The 16,769-nt window shown below is 57.2% G+C and carries 14 protein-coding genes and 1 tRNA gene; 7 read left to right on the forward strand and 8 right to left on the reverse strand.

The genetic code is table 11. From position 1 onward, the window contains the following. Positions 1-94 precede the first annotated feature (94 nt). Complete coding sequence (locus T18_RS01310) at positions 95-1,222, reverse strand: S-(hydroxymethyl)glutathione dehydrogenase/class III alcohol dehydrogenase (RefSeq protein WP_013636254.1); 1,128 nt, start codon at positions 1,220-1,222, stop codon at positions 95-97. 543 nt (positions 1,223-1,765) lie between these two features. Between T18_RS01310 and T18_RS01320 the strand changes: the two genes are divergently transcribed. Genes T18_RS01320 through T18_RS01330 form a run of 3 tightly spaced genes read left to right on the forward strand, consistent with a single transcriptional unit; the run spans position 1,766 to position 4,138 of the window. Beyond that, positions 1,766-3,043, forward strand: a complete 1,278-nt coding sequence (locus T18_RS01320; RefSeq protein ID WP_233283651.1) for a pilus assembly protein — start codon at positions 1,766-1,768, stop codon at positions 3,041-3,043. Continuing rightward, complete coding sequence (locus tag T18_RS01325) at positions 3,030-3,563, forward strand: TadE/TadG family type IV pilus assembly protein (protein ID WP_038491175.1); 534 nt, start codon at positions 3,030-3,032, stop codon at positions 3,561-3,563. Before T18_RS01320 ends, T18_RS01325 begins: the two co-directional genes overlap by 14 nt. Further along, positions 3,560-4,138: a TadE/TadG family type IV pilus assembly protein gene (locus tag T18_RS01330; protein ID WP_038491171.1), complete on the forward strand. Its 579-nt coding sequence runs from the start codon at positions 3,560-3,562 to the stop codon at positions 4,136-4,138. Before T18_RS01325 ends, T18_RS01330 begins: the two co-directional genes overlap by 4 nt. Positions 4,139-4,181: 43 nt before the next feature. Here T18_RS01330 and trmFO read toward each other — a convergent pair whose 3' ends face one another. The 3 genes from trmFO to T18_RS01345 all read right to left on the reverse strand — a co-directional run bounded on the left by trmFO (position 4,182) and on the right by T18_RS01345 (position 6,701). Beyond that, positions 4,182-5,639, reverse strand: a complete 1,458-nt coding sequence (trmFO, locus tag T18_RS01335; protein ID WP_038491168.1) for a methylenetetrahydrofolate--tRNA-(uracil(54)-C(5))-methyltransferase (FADH(2)-oxidizing) TrmFO — start codon at positions 5,637-5,639, stop codon at positions 4,182-4,184. Between the two features lie 296 nt (positions 5,640-5,935). Next, positions 5,936-6,079, reverse strand: a complete 144-nt coding sequence (locus T18_RS01340) for a DUF1127 domain-containing protein (protein ID WP_003515516.1) — start codon at positions 6,077-6,079, stop codon at positions 5,936-5,938. A 475-nt stretch (positions 6,080-6,554) separates the two neighbouring features. Next, positions 6,555-6,701: a DUF1127 domain-containing protein gene (locus tag T18_RS01345; protein WP_003502992.1), complete on the reverse strand. Its 147-nt coding sequence runs from the start codon at positions 6,699-6,701 to the stop codon at positions 6,555-6,557. 659 nt (positions 6,702-7,360) lie between these two features. Here T18_RS01345 and T18_RS01350 point away from each other — a divergent pair. After that, a tRNA-Leu gene (locus tag T18_RS01350) sits at positions 7,361-7,443 on the forward strand. A 240-nt stretch (positions 7,444-7,683) separates the two neighbouring features. Beyond that, complete coding sequence (gene tig, locus T18_RS01355; protein ID WP_003515514.1) at positions 7,684-9,162, forward strand: trigger factor; 1,479 nt, start codon at positions 7,684-7,686, stop codon at positions 9,160-9,162. 139 nt (positions 9,163-9,301) lie between these two features. Here tig and T18_RS01360 read toward each other — a convergent pair whose 3' ends face one another. Continuing rightward, positions 9,302-10,291: a carbon-nitrogen hydrolase family protein gene (locus T18_RS01360; RefSeq protein ID WP_075807532.1), complete on the reverse strand. Its 990-nt coding sequence runs from the start codon at positions 10,289-10,291 to the stop codon at positions 9,302-9,304. Positions 10,292-10,590: 299 nt separating this feature from the next. Here T18_RS01360 and T18_RS01365 point away from each other — a divergent pair, with 299 nt between their 5' ends. Both T18_RS01365 and T18_RS01370 read left to right on the forward strand, forming a co-directional pair. Continuing rightward, on the forward strand, positions 10,591-11,130 hold the full coding sequence (locus T18_RS01365; protein WP_038491164.1) for an AAA family ATPase: 540 nt from the start codon (positions 10,591-10,593) through the stop codon (positions 11,128-11,130). A gap of 254 nt (positions 11,131-11,384) precedes the next feature. Further along, positions 11,385-12,035, forward strand: coding sequence for a hypothetical protein (locus tag T18_RS01370; protein WP_003515508.1), 651 nt, complete (start codon positions 11,385-11,387; stop codon positions 12,033-12,035). A gap of 201 nt (positions 12,036-12,236) precedes the next feature. Here T18_RS01370 and sthA read toward each other — a convergent pair whose 3' ends face one another. From sthA to T18_RS01385, 3 genes are all read right to left on the reverse strand, one after another. Further along, positions 12,237-13,640: a Si-specific NAD(P)(+) transhydrogenase gene (gene sthA, locus T18_RS01375; RefSeq protein WP_003515506.1), complete on the reverse strand. Its 1,404-nt coding sequence runs from the start codon at positions 13,638-13,640 to the stop codon at positions 12,237-12,239. A 543-nt stretch (positions 13,641-14,183) separates the two neighbouring features. Beyond that, positions 14,184-14,717 carry a DUF1003 domain-containing protein gene (locus T18_RS01380; RefSeq protein WP_038491162.1) on the reverse strand — a complete coding sequence of 178 codons (534 nt, stop codon included), beginning with the start codon at positions 14,715-14,717 and terminating at the stop codon, positions 14,184-14,186. A 109-nt stretch (positions 14,718-14,826) separates the two neighbouring features. After that, a complete protein-coding gene (locus T18_RS01385) occupies positions 14,827-16,767 on the reverse strand; it encodes an LTA synthase family protein (RefSeq protein WP_038491159.1) in 1,941 nt (646 codons plus the stop codon). Positions 16,768-16,769 lie beyond the last annotated feature (2 nt).

Genomic DNA, 16,769 nt, shown 5'->3' on the forward strand with positions numbered 1-16,769 from the left:
TTTACCGTCCCGTTAATCGGCACGGCTGTAAGCGGAAAGGTCGGTCAATTCATATGGCAGACGCGCGGTGCGCGCCTGCCATTTTGTCAGCCGATCAATAGACCACGACGCCGCGGATGCTCTCGCCCTTGTGCATCAGGTCAAAGCCCTTGTTGATGTCTTCGAGCGGCATCGTGTGGGTGATCATCGGATCGATCTGGATCTTGCCTTCCATGTACCAGTCGACGATCTTCGGTACGTCGGTGCGGCCACGCGCGCCGCCGAAGGCCGTGCCCATCCAGTTGCGGCCGGTGACCAGCTGGAACGGACGCGTGGAGATTTCCTGGCCCGCACCGGCAACGCCGATGATGACAGACTTGCCCCAGCCGCGATGCGAAGATTCCAGCGCCTGGCGCATGACCTTGGTATTGCCCGTGCAGTCGAATGTATAATCCGCACCGCCGATCAGGTCGCCATTGCGCTTCGTCATGTTGACGAGATAGGGCACGATGTCGTCGCCCACTTCCTTCGGGTTGACGAAGTGGGTCATGCCGAACTTCTCGCCCCAGGCCTTGCGGTCATTATTGATATCGACACCGATGATCATGTCAGCGCCGGCAAGACGCAGGCCTTGCAGAACGTTGAGACCAATGCCGCCGAGACCGAAGACGATTGCCGTCGAGCCGATCTCCACCTTGGCGGTGTTGATGACGGCGCCGATGCCGGTCGTCACACCACAGCCGATGTAGCAGACCTTGTCGAAGGGCGCATCGGGATTGATCTTGGCAAGAGCGATCTCGGGCAGGACGGTGAAGTTCGAGAAGGTCGAGCAGCCCATATAGTGGTGGATCTTGTCCTTGCCGATCGAGAAGCGCGAGGTGCCGTCAGGCATCACACCCTGACCCTGGGTGGCGCGGATGGAGGTGCAGAGATTGGTCTTGCGCGATGTGCAGGAATAGCACTCGCGGCATTCCGGCGTGTAGAGCGGGATGACATGATCGCCCTTCTTGACCGAGGTGACGCCGGGACCGACATCAACGACGATGCCTGCACCCTCATGGCCGAGGATGGCCGGAAACAGACCTTCGGGATCGGCACCGGAGAGAGTGAAATCATCGGTGTGGCAGATACCTGTCGCCTTGACCTCGACCAGCACTTCGCCAGCGCGGGGACCTTCGAGTTGAACGGTCATGACCTCAAGCGGTTTTCCTGCCTGAATGGCAACTGCGGCGCGAACGTCCATATTCTATCTCCTGGCATGGTCTCGTGATTGGATAGGGCTGTTTTGCCCGAGCTTGGCGGCAGGGGCAAGGTACAAATCCGTCTTGCCGTATTCAAAAGACGGCAATGCCCGTCACACCTGTGAGGAATTTTCGCATCGTCGCGGAACTGCCATCAGGGCAATGTTTCGCGTTGTCTTTATATGGTTTACTTCAGCTATTCTAAATTATGAATACGTGATTTAAGTGTATGTTTTTACATATATTTTTCGGAATAAAGGTGACTATTAATTTACAAATTTGGTGTTTATACCACACTATAGAATTTCGAATGGAGCATAACCCGCAGTCGGTGCTGTATTTCGGCGGCTGTTATTAGTTTTTGCATCTCTTGCTTGCAAGTGGCTCGGCTCATTTGCCGCGTGCCGCCATGATCGCGGTACATCAGCCTTTGCTGAGTTTGTTTGCTGCTGCCCCAATATTCCCTCCGGCTGTGGCGTTGTGTCTGTCCGGATGCGTGGAGGGAAACTGGGCGATTTATTTTAAGGCGGGTGATAGCCAATTTCATGAAGCGGCATTTTCAAATGTTGAATTTTAAGGCAAAACTGGACGGTCTGGCGGAGATTTTCGGGGCGTTTTTGCACGACCGGAGAGCCAGTTTCGTCATTATGACGGCGTTGCTGTTGCCGGTTTTCCTGCTTTTTTTCGGGTTTCTTTTCGAAGGCGGCCGGGCGTTGGCCTATTATAGCCAGTCGAAGCGGGTGGTTGCACAGGCCTGTGAGCGTTCGACAAAACCGACGCGCACGAACGTACCCCTGGATGAGGTGCGCCGTAAAAACGTGCTCGACACGTTCGACGCACTGATCCGTTCCACCAAACAGGATGTGGTCAGTCGCGATGTTAAAATCGACTGGCTTATGACGGATATAGACGCAAAGTTCAGCTACGAAACCGTGTTCGGTGGAATGTTCGGGGTGAAAAAACTGGACTATCAGCTGTCATATCGTTGCGGCGGTATTCCACCTTATCCGCATGACGGTGAGGTCGTTGTCAACAACACCTTCGAAAAGACGCTGAACGGCACGGAACGTATGCTGAAAAACGGCAGAACCGCCAAAACACCCAACGGTTGCTGGGGTGTTTATACCTATGCCGAACTGGGGTGGGATGGCGGTACGGGGCCGGGCATCGAACTTCAGGATTGGAGCAATGCGGATTGCCGGAAGAACTATGGCTGGCAGGGCTACGGGGATCAGGAAAAGGAGAAAGAGACAAGCGCCGGGATGACATGCACCCCAAAGTCACAGGCTACTCTTCCCAAAGAAAACAACGATTCGAAAAACGGCAGCAAGGCGCAAACGGATGGCAAGGACGCCTTGAATTCCGAGCAGGAGCAGCAGTGTACTACAGAAGAGAAGAACAACACGCCCTCGATGCGCAACGGCCAAAATGAGCGAATACCGCCAACCCGCTACGCTGTCGAACTTGACAGTCACTGGGAAGGGCAAAAAAGACGCGACGCCAACAGCTCGATCTTCAAATATGTGGAAATGCATCCCGGCAAATACGAAATCTCGGTCTGGTACAACGGGCGAAACCAAAGTTACGAAGGCTCGAACGACATCGATATTTCGCTGCAGGTGTTGCGGCCCCAAATGGGTGTAGAGAAAAAAATTATCCAGATGAGCCAGAAGGCGAATGAAATTCGATGGGAGCGCCGAAGCTACGAGGTCACTGTCGATACTTATTCGCTGTACAAGCTGTCGATCGCCGCCGCTGGAACGAGCGACAGTCTGGGTGGCATCATAACGGCATTCGAGGTCACTTATCTTGACTCGTTTTAAGATATCGCATCGTGACTTCCCCAGTCTCATCCGGTCGCTTGCCACGGATATCCGTGCGGCTACCGCCGTTGAGTTTGGTTTGCTTTTGCCGGTCTATCTCCTGCTGATCTTCGGTATCATCGAAGTTAGTCTCGTGCTTTTCTTCAGCCTCAATATGTCGACGGCGGCCACTGCCGGGACTGAATATCTGCGCAAGGCGGCGGCTGGCCGAACGTCCGTCACCGCGGCGGAGTTCAGGAAGGTTATTGCCTCGAATTTCCTGCTCGCGACAACTGAAGATGATCTGAAAATATCGCTCATTGCCATTGCTGATGCCAACCTTGCTACTACACCGGTGACATTTCCGGTCGAGAACAAATTCGAGGCGCCAAGCAAGGCCGCCGGGCAATATCTTCTGGCGCTGGGGTATGACTGGAAATTCATTCTTCCCACCACCCATCTGCTCGTTCCCAGTTCCGGGGGCAAGCCGCAATTGCAAAATCTCTCTCTGGCGATCACCGCAGTTCGGGTGACGGAATGATTGGTAAGAGATTGAAATATCTATCCATCTCGCTGATAAGTTCGCGCTCTGGCGTTGCCGCGGTGGAATTAGCGCTATTGATGCCTTTGCTCATTCTAGTACTGGCGATGGTGATCGAAATCGGGCGTGGCTGGATGAGCTATGACCGTTTCGTAACAGTTGTGGACAATACGGCCCGTTGGTCGGCCCGATTCCCGGAATTTGAGGAGCGCGTCAGGACGGGCGTCAAATCCTTTGTCATGGCTGTCGGGCGCCCGCTCGAATCTGAAAAGCTTGATCTGACGCTCAGAAGCGCCAAGCTTGTGGGTGGGGTCGCCGTGACCGAGTTCGCCCCATACAATTTTTTTGGCAACGCCGAAAACGTGAAGTGGGACAAGATATTGACGCAAGGAAACTTCAAGACCGAAGAAGCGGTAATCGTAATTTCGGGGCGTTACAAATACCGCCCGCTCATTTCGTTGCTGGGCAATACGGATATCGAGTTCGAATACGTGACGGCGGTAAACCCGTATTTCTCCCGACACTACAAATATCAGAAGGGAAAGTCGGACTGGCTTTTCTGGAATGTTCGCTGACGGCATTGGTCAGGGGCTTCACCCTAGCCAATGCCGTGGCGTTTCAGCGATAATGATCGGTGACGGTTTCTAGGATGACCTCGCCCCCGTTCAACCACGTTGCACAATCCCTCAACGCCCGCGCTGCAACGAGCTGGCGTTTCATGATTGTCTTGTCCTTGCCGCGAAAACGTTTCACGCCTTCCGGCTTGACGATGGAGCCTGGCTCCAGTTCCGGGAAGAGGCCGAAATTGATGTTCATCGGCTGGAAGGAACGTTTGCCCGGCTCATCATTCGAGGAAAGATGCCCGCCGGTGATGTGGTTGAGAAGTGAGCCGAGGGCTGTCGTTGCGGGCGGCAGGCTCGGGGTCTCGCCTTTCCGTTCGGCGGCAGCGAAGCGTCCGGCCAGAAGTCCGACGGAGGCGCTTTCCACATACCCTTCGCAGCCGGTGATCTGGCCTGCAAAACGCAGGTCAGGCCGGGATTTCAGCTTCAGCGATGGATCGAGCAGGATGGGGGAATCGATATAGGTGTTGCGGTGCAGGCCGCCCAAACGGGCGAATTCCGCATTTTCTAGACCCGGGATCATGCGGAATACATCCGCCTGCGCGCCGTATTTCAGTTTGGTCTGGAAACCCACCATGTTGTAAAGCGTGCCGAGCGCATTGTCCTGGCGAAGCTGGACCATGGCATAGGCCTTGACGGTGGGGTTGTGGGCGTTGGTCAGGCCCATCGGTTTCATAGGGCCGTGGCGCAGCGTCTGGCGGCCGCGTTCAGCCATGATCTCGATTGGCAGGCAGCCGTCGAAATAGGGTGTGCCTTCCCATTCCTTGAAACCCACCGTGTCGCCGGCGATCAGCGCGTCGATGAAGGCGTTGTACTGCTCCTCGTTCATCGGGCAGTTGATGTAGTCCTTGCCTGTGCCGCCGGGGCCAACCTTGTCGTAACGCGACTGGTACCAGCAGATATCCATGTTGATGCTGTCGCGGTGCACGATGGGGGCAATGGCGTCAAAGAATGCCAGGGCATCCTCACCCGTCTCGGCCTGAACCGCCGCCGCCAGATCCGGCGAGGTGAGCGGGCCGGTGGCGATGATGCTGCTGCCCCATTCCTTCGGCGGCAGGCCGGAAACCTCTTCGCGCAGGATCGTCACCAGTGGGTGACTTTCGAGCCGGTCTGTTACGGCCTGAGAAAATCCGTCGCGATCGACGGCAAGCGCGCCGCCGGCAGGTACCTGATGCCTGTCGGCGCAGGCCATGATCAACGAGCCGGCAAGCCGCATTTCCGCATGGATGACGCCCACTGCATTGGCGGTCGCATCGTCGGAGCGGAAGGAGTTGGAACAGACCAGTTCCGCGAGAGTATCGCCCTTGTGCGCTTCCGTGCCGCGCACGCCGCGCATTTCGTGCAGGATGACTGGAACGCCGCTTTCAGCGATCTGCCAGGCGGCTTCCGAACCGGCCAGTCCGCCGCCCACGACGTGAATGGGAGAATAGGTCTTGTCTTGCATGCTGGCGCCCATAGGCCGCGTGGGGGCAAAAGCTCCCCTCCGGCGGCTGTCTTTCGAGTGATTGTTCCGCGCGGGTCCCGAAGGACGCGTTTTTCAGGGCGATGCACTACCATGCATGGCTGCGACAGCCAAATGTTTTTGCGGGTGGGACGATAGGGGCGGAGGGAATGTGGTCTCTATGCTTGTAAGGCAAAAATCTCCGGCGAATACCGCCAGAATCAAAAACGGCGCCAGAGGCGCCGCTTTCTTTTACCTGTCGCTCAATCGTCGCGCCCTGGAGGTCGGGCAGCGGGACGATCTTTTACGCCTTAGCGGAACGAACGGGAAGCTACGTTACGGATGTCGTAACGTGTCAGGCCGATGTCGCTCAGGGCCTGGTTGGACAGGCTGCCAAGTTCGTTGATCGTGCGACGGTAGGAGATCCAGTTCTTTGCGATGCGGATAGGGTTCATGATCGTTTCCTCAATCTTTCTTTGATTTCGTCGGCCGGCTCAGTGTTTCTGTGCTCTCGGCTGTTGAGGTTTTATATATAGACATTGAGCCATGTTGTGCAGTGCAGAATTTAGGCGACTGCCATGCATTTGTGCACTATGTCGGCTAAATTTGCGGCTTTGACTACCGTATGAGCAAAATATGAGCGGAAATGCCTGTCTTTCGGGCGGTTTTGAAGGGGTTTGCGGCCATTGGCGGTGTTGGACAGGGTTTTTGCTCCCCTCAGCGGTGCTTGAAGGGCGTTCGGGCTCTCCAGACATGCCGGATGCAGCCGCCTAGTCGATGCATTTTTCATCTGTTTGTCACGCGCACATGCCGGTGGGCGGCGCGGCTCGATCCCGAGAGGGTGCCAGAACGAAAAAAAGGCCGGAGGCGGGAGCCTCTGGCCTTTTGGGAGGGTCGTCTCGCATCCGCCGCTTCAAGCGGCGGAGCGTATTAGATGCCGACGGCGGTGCGTGCGACGCGACGGATGTCCTGACGGCCAATGCCGAGGTCATTCAGTTCGCGGTCGGTCATGCGGCCGAGTTCGGTTACGGTCTGACGATACTTGCGCCAGTTGGTGAGCGAGCGTGTAATGTTCATTGTCATCTTCCTCTTCGTGCTGTCCAGCATTTCCGGCCCGTCTTGGGAGGATTAGGCTCGGGGCTGAACTCGATCTCTGTATGACCATGAATATAATCGGTTTAATAAAAACAAAAACAGACAAAGCAAGATGCCACCTATGCATGGAACGCAAAGCAAACCGACAAATGACCCCAATTGCGGCGGCTACTGCATAATTTGTGACCAATTTGTGTGCTTTTAGTGAACTTGGCGGCATCTGTCGCTGCCAAGCCGTGCGGTCCGGCTGAATACCAGGGGTCGGGCAGGGCAGAGGCAAGGATGGGGATGCAAAGGTCGTTCGTATAAGGGATTCGGCTGGAGGCGCGCATTCTCGTAAAATGACGGGCGGCGTGTCCTATATATAATGTCCTGTAGCCGCATAAATGTTGCGCGTTTTTCCTGTCGGAACATGTGAAGCCGGACGGGAAAGAGTGAGACGGCGTGCGCAGCTTTGCGGCCCCTCGTGTCATCGTCTCCGGGCGCGCCGTTCCCTTTCGTGCGGGCACGAAACGACAAGAACGTACCGGCCGGCTTTTGCGGCTGGGGCGGGGACCCAAGAAAAGTCCGGGCGAAACGGGACGCGGCGATAAGGCGTGCTTGACCCTTCCAGAACATTGTGACATACCGCCGCCCAACGTGCGGGTATGGCGGAATTGGTAGACGCATTGGTTTTAGGTACCAACGCTTCGGCGTGGGAGTTCGAGTCTCTCTACCCGCACCACAAGTAAAGCATGGCTGTGCCACGCTTGTGCCAGAGTGCATCCTTAGTGATGCAGGGAGCTTCGGGGTTCATCATCCCCTCCGCGCCCTTGTCTCCGGCGCGAGCGCAATTTTGTCCGGCAGGCGCTTGTGTGAAGAAATAATGGAAGCCACGGCCGGGGAACGACGTTTCCGGCGCAGTGCTCGAAAGTAAACCAACGGCTGTCTGAGCACCGCCGCCATGATGTGAAGGTTTGAGAAAATGCAGGTTATCGAAACGCTGGCTGAAGGCCTGAAGCGCGAACTCAAGGTCGTTATCCCGGCTGCCGACATGAAGGCCCGTCTGGACGAGCGCCTGGTTGACGCCAAGGACAAGGTTCGCATCAACGGTTTCCGTCCCGGCAAGGTGCCGATGGGCCATCTGAAGAAGATGTATGGCAAGTCCATCATGGCCGACCTCGTCAACGAGCTGGTTCGTGAAAAGCCTTCCGAAATCCTTTCCAGCCGCGGTGAGAAGTCTGCAACGCAGCCGGCCATCTCCATGACCGAAGACGAGCAGGAAGCCGAAAAGATCCTTTCGGCTGAAACCGATTTCGAATTCACCGTTGCCTACGAAATCATTCCGGCCATCGAACTGAAGGCCAATGACGGCATCAAGGTTACCCGCGAAGTTGTTGAAGTCTCCGAAGACGAAATCAACGAGCAGATCCTCAAGATCGCTGAGAGCGCCCGTACCTTTGAAGCCAAGAAGGGCAAGGCCGCCGAGGGCGACCGCGTCACCATGAACTATCTCGGCAAGGTTGACGGCGAAGCCTTCGATGGCGGCGCTGCTGAAGACGCTGAACTGGTTCTCGGTTCTGGCCGCTTCATCCCCGGCTTCGAAGACCAGCTCGTTGGCGTCAAGGCCGGCGACGAAAAGACCATCACCGTGACTTTCCCGGCTGACTACCCGGCTGCGAACCTCGCAGGCAAGGAAGCCAACTTCGACATCACCGTCAAGGAAGTTGCTGCTGCCGCTGCTGTTGAAATCAACGACGAACTGGCGGAAAAGCTCGGTCTCGAATCGGCTGAAAAGCTGAAGGAAATCGTTCGCGGCCAGATCGAAAGCCAGTACGGCAACGTAACCCGCCAGAAGGTCAAGCGTCAGATTCTCGACCAGCTCGACGAAATGTACAAGTTCGACACGCCGGCTGGCCTCGTCGATGCCGAATTCGACAACATCTGGCGCCAGATCAACACCGATCTTGCCCAGTCCGGCAAGACCTTCGCTGACGAAGACACCACGGAAGAAGAAGCCCGCGAAGAATATCGCAAGCTTGCTGAGCGCCGCGTTCGTCTCGGCCTCGTTCTCTCCGAAATCGGCGAAAAGGCCGGCGTCGAAGTGACCGAAGAAGAAATGCAGCGCGCGCTGTTCCAGCAGCTGCAGCAGTTCCCCGGCCAGCAGAAGGAAATCCTCGATTTCTTCCGCAACACCCCCGGCGCTTCCGCTTCGCTGCGCGCTCCGATCTTCGAAGAAAAGGTCATCGACAAGCTGCTCACGGAAATCTCGGTAACGGACAAGACCGTTTCCAAGGAAGAGCTTCTGGCTGACGACGGCGAAGAAGCAACGGAAACCAAGAAGAAGGCGCCTGCCAAGAAAAAGGCTGCTGCCAAGGCTGACGACGCCGCTGAAGGCGAAGAAGCCGCTCCGAAGAAGAAGGCTCCGGCCAAGAAGAAGGCCACTGAGGCCGACGCTGAATAATCTTGCCTGGTGAAAGCTGAATGAATGGAAGGGCCGTGGCGAAAGCTGCGGCCTTTTTTGTTTCGTCTGGGCGATGCGGTCCATCCGCCTTGCGCGGTGGTCAGCGGGCCCAAACCGCGCCGCTGACCGATCTCGCCTGTTAAAATTGCTCCCGGCTATCGCTTCTGGGATCATTATTCACCTGATGAGGCGCATATAGATCGCTGCGGGCTTTTCGCCGCCATGGTCGTGCGGGATTTTCACGATCGATAGCAATGTCTGCTATTGCGATAGCCGGTAAACCGTTCATCGGGCATTGCGCCACCCAACGGCCATCCGGTGCGGCGATTCCCGAGGGAGCAGCTGTACTCTGAGCCGCCAAGGTGGAATAGCTGGCCCAATAGGTGTTGCTCACCGCATGCCCCAATATTTCGGCTGCAAATGCCGGGGCATTGGACGGGCCATCACCTGCGGTGGAAAACAGCACGCAATCGACGTTCAGCTTCTCGTATTCCATGAATATTTCTGGGTAGTGCGCCTCCATGCCGAGCGCGCAACCAAAACGGAAGCCATCGATTTCAAACGTCACCGGTACAGTTCCCGGCGAGTACATGAACGAGATTTTGGTGTTCGACAGCAGGCGCTCATCGTAGCGAGTTATAAGCTTCCCGCGATCGGAGATGACGTACAGGCTGTTATACGGTCGATGTGGCGGAGTAAGCTGATGGACGGACCCGAGAATCGTCCAAATCTTCAGCCTTCGCGCCAGTTTTCTGCTCGCTTCCAGTTCTCTGCGCAGAGTTTCCCATTCAAAGCGCGTCCAGTCGGAAGGCCCGATTTCTCTCGGCCCAGTTTCGGACATGATGCGTTTATTGGGCCAGCACGTTGCCCCTTCCGGGAAATGGATGAGACGGGCGCCGGCCTTATGGGCATCGCACATGAGGCGACGTATTTCTTGCCCGGCTGCTTTCAGTGCCGAAACCATACGAGGGTCGTCGACCAGCGACGTTTGCGCGACAGCCATTCGTAAGGAAGGGCTAACTGGCATGTCGGGAGTTCGGCGGATATGCTTGAGCGCCGCCGTATAGGACTCGCCGGTTTTCGCTGCACGAGCTCTTACGCGGCGTTTGAAATTATTATTTTGCGTCATGATCAGGCCTTTCACGTCCCGGACGCGATTCCCCAGCAACCCGCCCGAAACGATCGGACCAAGACAGTAGCCAGAGACAACGAAAGTCCCTTTGCCTCCGTTCAAGACCATGCTGGGGAAGGTCTGGGAGGTTAGGCGCAGGCTTCGCCTTTTTGTCACTATCAGTGGGAAAACGTTGAGTCGTCAAGCTACCGCAATTTCGCATTACATGAACCGGAGAATTCGACACTCCGACATCTTCACGTCTTTCTCGAATATTATCTTCAGAAGGCATGACAGGGCGTTGGGCAGTCGCGGCGATGGGCAGAAGAAATTATTTGATTGAGGGTGTCTCCGGGGCTGGTAAAACCTCGGTTGCAACGGAACTTCAGCAACGCGGCCTTCATGTGATTCACGGCGACCGTGAACTGGCTTACAAAGGCGACCCCGAAACGGGCGAACCCATGGATGTCGCGCTGTTTCAGGGCGACGACACAAAAATCGCCTTCCGTCACCGACATCACATCTGGAATGTCGAAAAAGTTCGGCAGCTTGTGGCTGATCAAGAGCACGCCGTCACCTTCTTCTGTGGCGGATCGAGAAATTTTCGACGCTTTATAGATCTGTTCGATGAGGTCTTCGTTCTGGATGTCGATGCAGCGACCTTACTAAGACGGCTGGCTGCCAGGCCCGAGGATGAGTTCGGTGGCAATCTGGCCGAAAGACAGTTTGTCCTGCAACTCCACGCAACGAAAGAAGACCTTCTAGTCGGTGCATCTGCCATTGATTCATCGAGGTCTTTGGGAGTGGTGGTGGATGATATTCTGGCTCGTTGCGTTGTTCCGAAGGCAGGAAATTAACACGCTGCGCTTCCCGTTACCGTCGTTTTGATCACAATGCAGTGCAGCATGATTTTTTGCTGCATCTGCTCTTGTTCATCTCCCGTTCATCTGGCACCCTGCGCAGCATGATTTGCCTTGGCTGCCGGTGCAGCCGTCAAGGAAACATGGCCGCCAACGCGCGGCTGTCATCGCTGCCAAAACCTTTGGCCTTAAGCTTTTACCGTGCCTGCCGGGTTCACCCGGTGCGCCCTTAATTTGCCAGGGGACAAGATATGTCGCCACGAACGGGCTTCGCCCTGTTGTTCTCTCTGTTCGCCGCGATTGGCACCAACGCCCATGCCGATGAGGCTGGTTTGATCTGGAAGCCGGTCAAGAATTCCGATCGTTCCTATACGGCGCGTATCGGTGCGAAGCTGCCGGTCGAGACGCCGATCCGGGCGGGGCTGGAAATGGGCATGAATGCCTCCAGGACGGGGCAGGTGGTGGATACGCCAGTAAGGTTGTGGGGCAATGTCACGCTTTTGGCGGAACAGTTGCCCGGCGTGTCGCTTGCCCGTGATGTCGGCGTCCTCTTCAACGCGTTGACGGGGTCGAGCAGCGTTTCCATGACGTCACGACAGAAACGCATCGTTACGCCGGAACTGGATATCGAGGCCAACCGCAATTTCACGGTGCGTTATGACGGCACGGCGCAGCAATGGAACGGGCTGGATGTATCGCAGTCGCTGCGCCTTTCCCGCTCGGAAACCGGCACCGCTTTCGTGCTGACGGGGGCAAGCCGCAACAGCTTCAACGAGTTCAGCAGCGGCGTGGCCGTGGAGCAGAAGATCGGCGATCACCTGACAGTGCGCGGAACGCTCGATCAGGGATATGCGGATCATTTTCGGCCGGGTGTGAGTGCGCGGTATAGTATTCGGTGGTGAGGGGCGTCACCGGTTATCGTATGGATGAGCAGAAGGTGATGGACGTTCTTGCGTCGCATTCGGCGTCATCCTTGTGCTTGTCCCATGGATCTAATCACGTCGCATAAAATCGTGACGTTGCAGATGCTCGGGACAGGCCCGAGCATGACGGAGGATAGGTTTGCGCACATTGCAAACGATCTCCACCCGCAACAGCCAGCCTCAATCCTTCTTCAGCTCACCCATGCGGTTCCACGCGTCGAGACCGGCAATCTTGTAGGCCTCGGCAAGCGTGGGGTAGTTGAAGGTGTTCTCGACGAAATACTCCACCGTACCCTTCAGGTTCAGCACCGCCTGGCCGATATGCACCAGTTCGGTGGCACCTTCGCCGACGATGTGGACGCCGAGCAGACGGCGGGTTTTCAGCGAGAAGATCATCTTCAGCAACCCGCTATCGAGACCCATGATATGGCCGCGTGAGGTTTCGCGGAAATGGGCGATGCCGCATTCGTAGGGAATGTGGCGTTCGGTGACTTCTTCTTCCGTCAGGCCGCAGGTGGAGATTTCCGGAACGGCATAGATGCCGTAAGGGAAGAACTGCGGCGGTTCACCGGCCGGTGCACCGACCGCGTGGCGGGCGGCGATACGGCCCTGTTCCATCGAGGTGGAGGCGAGGCTCGGAAAACCGATGATATCGCCGGCTGCGTAAATGTTCGGCACTGTTGTCTGGAAGGTCTCGGGATTGACCTTTAGGCGGCCGCGGCTGTCGGCTTCCAGCCCACAGGCGGAAAGATTGAGCGTATCGGTTGCGCCGACGCGTCCGGCTGCGAACAACACCGTCTCGGCTTTAAGGACGCGGCCGTTGCTGAGCGAAACGAGGCACTTGCCGCTGTCGTCGCGCTCCACCTTTTCCGCTTTCTGGCCGAAGATCAGCTTCATGTTACGGTCGCGCAACTGATAGGTGAAGTCCTCGACGATTTCCTTGTCGATGAATTCCAGCATGGTTTCGCGCGGTTCCACCACCGTTACCTGCGTGTCGAGCGCACTGAAGATCGTGGCATATTCGATGCCGATGACGCCCGCGCCGACAACGACCATGGAGCGCGGCAGTTCCTTGATCTCGAGTATCTCGTCCGAATCGAGCACTGCCGCGCCGTCGAAGGGAATATGCGGTGGCCGGTAGGGCCGCGTGCCGATGGCGAGCAGAATGGAAGCTCCGGTGACGTTCATGACTTCACCGTCGTTCTTCACCACCTTCACCGTGTTGGCATCGACGAAGCTTGCCGTGCCGCGAATGTGCTGCACGCGGTTGCGGGCGAACTGGTGTTCCAGCACCTCGACCTCGTGGTCGAGCGTGATCAGCAGGCGGCGGCGCAGATCGTCCGCGTCGATCTCCTGCTTGACGCGGTAGGAGCGGCCATAAAAACCGCGTTCGCGCCAGCCGGTGAGATTGAGCGCGGTTTCGCGCAATGTTTTGGAAGGGATGGTACCTGTGTGCACCGAAACGCCGCCGACGCGGCTGCCCTTCTCGATGACCAGAACCCTCTTTTCGAGCTTGGCGGCCTGGATGGCGGCGCGTCTTCCCGCCGGACCGCTGCCGATAACAATCAGATCGAACTGGTACATGAAAACCCCGGAACAGAATGTATTGCAATGACCGGATGTCGCATCCGGGATGGCGCTGCCGCGAAATGGTCGTGATGCCATTTTGACCAGGGGAAGTGATTCCCTTGTCAGCCTTGCACACAAGAGTGCAATGCAACAAACGCCTGCGTCAATCTGTAGCGCAATAATCTGACGGATTCGTAACCGTTTTGTCCGCTTGTCGTTTTGCGACGCAAAGATGCGCCTTTGCGCCCGGCACGGCCTTCGCCGTCGGGTTTTCGCAGTTTCAGACGGGTTGTGCCCGGTCACGCTCTGATTGGGGTTGGAGTGGACGGATGCTTGCGCGACCGGGCCTTTCCAGAAAGCCGTATTTCGCAAGAGGCAGTGCACGGCCTTTTGCGAAATGGTCCTGTCACCATGAACGTGCCACCGTTCCCACCACCAGGACCGTCCTTCGGTTTACGCCACGTCTGGCGTCTACCCGGCAGGACTGCATTCAAGATAACAGGGTAAGGCGGGGCGGGGAAAAGCGGGGATGGATTTTCGCGCGCCGGTTCTTTCTCGTCAGTCTTCTTTCCGGGTCACATGGCGGTGAAGGGCAGCGAGGTCCTGCCTGAGTGCTGCCAGTTCGGCCAGTACCTTCACGTCGATCTTTTCGTGCAGAGACAGCACCTCAAGCTCGGCTTTCAGGTTCACCTCATAATCCTTGGCGGCCTCGAAACGGTCACGAGCGGCCTGCCGGTTCTGCGACATCATGATGATCGGTGCCTGAATGGCCGCGAGCATGGAGAGCAGAAGATTGAGGAAGATGAAGGGGTAGGGGTCGAAGGCCCGCGTCGTCAGTACGATGGTGTTGATTATTGCCCAGAACACCAGGAAAAAGCAGAAGCTGAGGATAAATCCCCAGGAGCCGCCAACCTTTGCAATGCTGTCGGCCAGCCTGTCGCCCAGGTTTGCCCCGGCGGAAAATTCCGCATTGGTGTCGGTCGAGACCAGCTTTTTCTGGTGCGACAGTTCCAGAATACGACGCTCCACCTCGCCGATTTCCCGGGAGGAGCGCTTGAAGTGCGAAACGATATAGTCGGAGATGTCTGACACGGTGCTTCTCGTGGTGCTGATGGTTCGGTAAGGCCCTGTCGAGATAAACCCGCATGGCAAAGGAATTCAAACGATTTCCGCTGCCATGCCGTTCAGCCATCCAGCCCCATCAGACGGAGGGTGTAGCGTCATTTACCCAGTTGAAGCCGGGGAAGAAGCGCTCTCGGCCATATTGCTCGCCGAACATCATGTCGAATTGCAGCAGACGATAATTGCGCACCACGTCCGGAATGGAATTGGGTGAGATCGACCAGTCGGGCAGGGCCTTGCCATCCGTTGCCACCAGCATATGCCGGTCGACGACGGAAAACGCATTCTGCACTTCACCCAAAGTCCCCGTATAGAAGGGGTCTGAGAAACCGGCTGTTTTCAGTACGTGATAGGGCAACAGCGCCGGGCTGATGGTGCCGATATTCTTGCGCACCCCCGTCTTCGAGGACCAGACGACAAGCGGCGTCTCGTGTTCCTTTTTCATGATTTCCAGCGGCGCGCGGCGGCTGGCCACCATGCCCGGCATGTAGCCGCTTTCCACGAATGTCTGGCCAAGCGGCGGCAGGTGATCGCCGAAGAGCACGATGATGGTTTCGCGCTCGCGCTTTTTTGCCCAGCGCATCAGCTTCAGAAGGGCGTCGTCGGCCTCCGCCACGCCCTGCGCATAGGTACCAAGCGCCTGCGATGCGGAAGCGGAAAGATCGCCCTCTACGCCGATGGTGTCGCCGGCATAACGGCCCGCCTCGTAAGGTCCGTGTCCCTGCAGGGTGACGGCGAAGAGGAAGAGCGGGTTGCGCGCATCGTCCGCGGCCACCATGATCTGGTCCATCAGCGCGTCGTCGGAGGCGAAGTTGCCGCGCTTTTCCATGGGCGGCAATGTCTCTTCCGAGCGGAACTCCTCGAAGCCGAAATTCCTGTAGACTTCCTTGCGGTTCCAGAACCATTCCTGAAACGGATGCATGGCGATGGCCGAATATCCTTCGCCACGGAAGAAGCTGGCAAGCGAGGGCACCGGGCGGCGGATATATTGCTGATAAGGAATGCTGCCATAGGGCAGGAAGGCGTTGGAAAAGCCGGTCAGCGCCTCGAATTCCACATTCGCCGTCATGCCGCCGAATTCCGGCGAGAACACGTTGCCGGATTGCTTGGCGCGGATGTTGGGCATCGGATCGGCAGAGAGCTTCAAGTTTTCAAGCCGTGTCGGATCCCACAGCGATTCGCTCATCAACATGATGACATCAGGGTAATCGCCCGTGTTGGCGGCAAAGGCGGCGGGTTCCGAGGTCAGGTCTGCGATGCTGTTTTCGCCGTAACCCTGCGGCGCCGAGACGTTGGCCATGGGAATATTGAAGGCAAAGGCCATCAGGAAACCGTTATGGCGGTAATTCTCCTGTTGATCCCACATCATGGGGATGATGTTGAGACGATCGCGCACCCACGAATAATGCGAATAGTCCATGAGCGAGGCGAGGCCGGCCAGAAGCGGCAGCGCCAGCACAAGACCTGCGGCGCGTTCGCGCCAGCTCAAGCCCGGCGAATAACGCCGCGCCAGCAGCCACAGGGTGGAAAGGGCCGCAACCGTGGCGCAAAGGCCAAGGCCGACCAGCACGGCCGTCACCGGCTGGGCTTTCAGCATGGTGGGCAGAAGCTCGAGGATCTGCCGGCCGAACAGCAGGTCGGAGGGATAAAGCGGATCGGAGAGATAGGTCTGTTTCTGCGCGGAAATAAGCCCTGTCAGCGCGCAAAGCGGCGCAACGGCGATGAGCGACAGGTAACGGCGGCCGAGGATGGAATCCAGCGCTACGAGCAGCAGCAGCACGGCGGCGATGGTGGTCATGCCGGGGCGGGCGGATGAGGTGAGGAAGGTGCCGACATCAACTAGCGAACCGCGGGCGATCCATTCCAGCGCGACGACAAGCACGACCGACGAAAATGTCAGATTGGCAAGCGTGTAGGCCTTACCCGAAAGCTTGGAAAGGCTCCGCGTCCATGCAGGCGAAAAGACAAAATCAGCCTTTTCGGAAGCCGTTGTTTTTGGCGCCGAATTTCTCAAACTCATAC

Origin of the sequence: Rhizobium sp. TBD182 (assembly GCF_001950375.1) — a bacterium.
GTDB classification, from domain to species: Bacteria; Pseudomonadota; Alphaproteobacteria; order Rhizobiales; family Rhizobiaceae; genus Agrobacterium; species Agrobacterium tumefaciens.